The sequence below is a fragment of the Marinobacter sp. genome, assembly GCF_052094685.1.
Lineage (GTDB): Bacteria > Pseudomonadota > Gammaproteobacteria > Pseudomonadales > Oleiphilaceae > Marinobacter.
In genome coordinates, this window is sequence record NZ_JBQDKB010000157.1 from 1 (window position 1) to 4554 (window position 4554).

Below are 4554 nucleotides of genomic sequence, written 5' to 3' on the forward strand. Positions count from 1 at the left end.
GCCCCGATTATCTCATGTCGATACTGCTTGGTTAAGTCCGACAGGCTGCTAGAGGGGCTAACCTATGCAGAAACCGCCGAGTATGTTGATTACCGGCTTTTGGTTTCTGGCCACGGTGGCAACAAGCTTTTTGATGGCGATACGGTTCGGGAAATACACAAGCTGAGCAAAGGCATTCCGCGGCTGATAAACAAACTGTGCGACGGCATGATGATGTGCGCCTATGCCGAAGACCGGCCTTTTATCGATCCCCACGATTTGAAATCCATTCGGAAAGACATTCTGGGAGACGATCTGCTTGAAGGTTCGCCGAAGCCACCGGAATTGAAGAAACAGGAGCACCCCACCCCAGAGCAGAGTGGGCAAAGTACGAATATCGGTGCAGATGAGCTCGCTGGCGTGACTAACGCACTGTTGCGTATGGCCGAAGCTCTTGAGCGGATTGATAAGCGCTTGACGACAGTCTTCCCGGATGAAGAATCTCCCCTCCGGGCAAGTAGAAGCGCACCCGACAACGTAAAACCCTTGTCACCGGGCCGCAAATAAAAGTGTATAAACTGGTTCAGATAACGAACATGCCCACAAACTCATGAACTGAGGTGTGTTCCAGCTCCTTCTGATCCTTACACAGCTCAACAATCTGCTGACACTGTTGCCCAGGGAACCGTGTTGCAAGATTTGCCCTGAACTTGTCTTCAAGTAGTGGAATACCCTCTTCTCTACGCCGGCGATGGCCAATGGGATACTCCACTGCAACCTGCTCAGTGCTTGAGCCATCTTTGAAAAACACCTGAATGGCGTTGGCGATGGAGCGCTTGTCTTCCTCCAGGTATTCCTGGGTGTAACGCGCGTCTTCAACCACCTCCATTTTTTCCCGCAGCGTATCGATCTCGGGATGAGCCGCATGAAAGTCGTCTTCGTAATGCTCGGCGTTGAGTTGTCCGAAAATCAGCGGTACGGCTGTCATGTATTGCAAACAATGGTCGCGGTCGGCTGCGTTAGCCAGTTTACCCACTTTTGAGATGATTCGGATGGCGGATTCATGGGTGGTGATTACGATTTTGTCGATCTCATCAATCCGGTCTTTCACTTGTGGATGAAGGGTAACTGCGGCTTCTGCTGCGGTTTGGGCATGAAACTCCGCGGGGAAGGAAATCTTAAACAGTATGTTTTCCATCACATAGGAGCCGAAGGCTTGAGGTAGCGAGAACTGACGCTCACCTTCGGGCTTCACACACTGGTCTTTATTCGTTTTGCTGAACAGTACGTCGTAAAAACCCCACTGAGGTGCGGTCAGAGCGCTGGGAATGCCCATCTCGCCGCGCATGGCAATGTCTGCAAGGCGAACGGCCCGGGAGGTGGCATCGCCGGCAGCCCAGGATTTACGGGAACCCGCGTTAGGGGCATGACGGTAGGTTCGCAGTGCCTGGCCGTCTACCCAGGCATGGGAGAGTGCCGAGAGCAGTTGTTCGCGAGTGGCGCCCATGAGTTTTGCGGTGACGGCTGTAGAAGCAACCTTCACCAACAAGACGTGATCCAGCCCCACCCGATTGAACGAGTTTTCCAGCGCCAACACGCCTTGAATTTCGTGGGCCATGATCATGGCTTCCAGAACCGTACGCATGGTAATCGGCTCTTTGCCCTCTGCGACGCGCTTCTGGGAGAGGTGGTCGGCCACGGCAAGAATGCCACCCAGACTATCCGAAGGATGTCCCCATTCAGCCGCCAGCCAGGTGTCGTTGTAATCCAGCCAACGCACGATGCAGCCGATATCCCAAGCTGCCTTAACGGGATCAAGCCGGAACTGGGTTCCCGGAACACGGGCGCCGTGGGGAACCACGGTGCCTTCAACAATCGGCCCAAGGTGCTTGCTACACTCCGGAAAGCGCAACGCCAGCAGGCCGCAACCAAGCGTGTCCATCAGGCAGTTGCGGGCCGTGTTCCACGCCTCTTCATTCTCCACCCGATAAGTTAGAACGTAATCGGCAATCCGCTGTAGAACGTCATCGTAATCGGGTCGTTCGTTAAGGTCGAATGTTGCAGTCATAGTGGTTCCTCCTTTCGGGGTTCACGATTTAAGGTTTAAGCCTCGTCTGGTATGCGTACCCACCCTTCCATCAAAATGCGGGCACTGCGGCTCATAATGGCCTTGGTGGCTGTCCACTGGCCATCCACTTCTTTTGCCTCGGCACCTACCTGCAGGGTGCCCGATGGGTGACCAAAGGTGACTGAGGTACGATCACCGCCGCCTGCAGCCAGATTTACCAGCGTTCCGGGAATGGCAGCGGCAATTGAAATAGCAACGGCTGCGGTACCCATCATGGCGTGGTGTAGCTTGCCCATAGACAGCGCACGCACCAACACATCGATATCACCTGCGGCTATTTGCTTGCCACTGGATGCAGTGTAGCCCGCCGGTGGTGCTACGAAGGCAACTTTTGGCGTGTGCTGACGGGATGCGGCTTCTTCAATGTTGTGGATCAACCCCATTTTCACCGCGCCGTGGGCACGAATGGTTTCAAACATTGCGAGAACTTTGGGATCGCTGTTGATGTCGTCCTGCAGCTCTGTGCCGTTATAACCGATTGCCTCTGCATTGATGAACACGGTGGGAATGCCAGCGTTGATCATGGTGGCTTGCAAAGTGCCCACCCCGGGTACTTCCAACTCATCCACCAGATTGCCCGTTGGGAACATGGAACCTTCGCCATCGGCGGGGTCCATGAATTCCACCTGCACTTCTGCAGCGGGAAATGTGACGCCATCCAATTCAAAATCGCCAGTTTCCTGCACTTCGCCGTTGGTAATGGGCACATTGGCAATGATGGTTTTGCGGATATTGGCCTGCCAGATGCGTACAACCGCCGTGCCATTCTCAGGGATACGGTCGCTTGGAACATAGCCACTGTTGATGGCAAACGCACCCACGGCGGCTGTTAGGTTGCCGCAGTTTCCGCTCCAGTCTACGAAAGGCTTATCGATGCTTACCTGCCCGAACAGGTAATCTACATCGTGATCTGGCTGGGTGCTTTGGCTCAGAATAACGGTTTTGCTAGTACTAGATGTTGCGCCGCCCATACCGTCGGTTTGCTTTTGGTAGGGGTCTGGGCTGCCGATAACTCGCAGCAGTATATTATCTCGCGCCAAGCCCGGTATTTGGGCTTTTTCGGGGAGATCGCTCAGGCGGAAGAACACGCCTTTGCTGGTGCCGCCACGCATATAGGTAGCGGGGATTTTGATTTGGGGAGCGCTGGGCATAGGGTACCTTTTTGAGTTTGGTGTGGCTTTTATCCCCTCTCCCCTTGCGGGAGAGGGTTAGGGAGAGGGGCAATCCCTCCCCTTACGCGGCGCCTTCAGATTCTAAAAAATCTTGAGCAAACCGCTGCAACACACCACCAGCCGAATAGATAGACAGCTCTTCTGCGGTATCTAACCGGCAAGTCACCGGCACCTGTTCAGAGCCACCATCCTTACGCTGGATGATCAGCGTTAGCTTCGCACCAGGCGCCGCCGTACCTTCCACATCGTAGGTTTCGGTACCATCAATGTTCAAAGTCTTACGAGTGGCACCTTCCTCAAACTGCAAAGGCATAACGCCCATGCCAACCAGGTTGGTACGGTGAATCCGCTCGAACCCTTCCGCTGCAATAGCTTCTACACCTGCCAATGCAACACCTTTGGCGGCCCAGTCACGGGATGAGCCCTGGCCGTAATCGGCACCGGCGATGATGATCAGCGGCTGCTTGCGCTCCATGTAGGTTTCGATAGCTTCCCACATGCGGGTAACCTTACCTTCCGGTTCGATACGCGCATAAGAGCCCTGCTTCACCTTGCCGTTTTCATCCAGAACCATTTCGTTGAATAGCTTGGGGTTGGCGAAGGTGGCGCGTTGGGCTGTCAGGTGATCGCCACGGTGGGTTGCGTAGGAGTTGAAGTCTACTTCCGGCACACCCATTTTGTGCAGGTATTCACCCGCAGCACTGTCCATCATGATGGCGTTGGACGGCGACAGGTGGTCCGTGGTGATGTTATCCGGCAGTACCGCCAACGGGCGCATGCCTTTGAGTGACTTCTCGCCAACCATGCCGCCTTCCCAGTATGGCGGTCTGCGAATGTAGGTGCTCATTTCGCGCCAGTCGTACAGTGGGTTGGTCTTGGCTTGAGCGTCACGGGTAACATCAAACATCGGAATGTAGGTGCTGCGGAACTGCTCCGGCTTCACCGACTGCTTCACGATGGCGTCGATTTCCGCATCGTCTGGCCAGATGTCTTTCAGGGTGACGGGGTTGCCGTCTTGGTCGTAACCCAATGCATCTTTTTCGATGTCGAAACGGATGGTTCCCGCAATCGCGTATGCCACAACCAAAGGCGGTGACGCAAGGAATGCTTGCTTGGCATAGGGGTGAATACGTCCGTCAAAGTTACGGTTACCAGAAAGCACAGCGGTGGAGTACAAATCGCGCTCAACCACTTCTTTCTGGATTTCTGGATCCAACGCGCCACTCATGCCGTTACAGGTGGTGCATGCAAACGCCACCACACCAAAGCCAAGAT

At 54.8% G+C, this 4554-nt stretch carries 3 protein-coding genes and 1 pseudogene; 1 reads left to right on the forward strand and 3 read right to left on the reverse strand.

All coding sequences use genetic code 11. The annotated features are described in order from the left end of the window. A pseudogene (locus ACTH3S_RS17890) lies at positions 1-546 on the forward strand (hypothetical protein); the annotation flags it as partial. A gap of 16 nt (positions 547-562) precedes the next feature. Here ACTH3S_RS17890 and prpD read toward each other — a convergent pair. The 3 genes from prpD to ACTH3S_RS17905 form a co-directional block, all read right to left on the reverse strand. Continuing rightward, positions 563-2047 carry a 2-methylcitrate dehydratase gene (gene prpD, locus ACTH3S_RS17895; protein WP_441810366.1) on the reverse strand — a complete coding sequence of 495 codons (1485 nt, stop codon included), beginning with the start codon at positions 2045-2047 and terminating at the stop codon, positions 563-565. A gap of 35 nt (positions 2048-2082) precedes the next feature. After that, on the reverse strand, positions 2083-3258 hold the full coding sequence (gene prpF / locus ACTH3S_RS17900; RefSeq protein ID WP_441810367.1) for a 2-methylaconitate cis-trans isomerase PrpF: 1176 nt from the start codon (positions 3256-3258) through the stop codon (positions 2083-2085). A gap of 82 nt (positions 3259-3340) precedes the next feature. After that, positions 3341-4554: aconitase family protein (locus ACTH3S_RS17905; protein WP_441810368.1), on the reverse strand; the 1214-nt coding region annotated here is incomplete at its 5' end.

Excerpts from the sequence above, each read along its gene's own strand:
- prpD (WP_441810366.1), bottom strand. The coding sequence starts at position 2,047 with ATGACTGCAACATTCGACCTTAACGAACGACCCGATTACGATGACGTT.
- prpF (WP_441810367.1), bottom strand. The coding sequence starts at position 3,258 with ATGCCCAGCGCTCCCCAAATCAAAATCCCCGCTACCTATATGCGTGGC.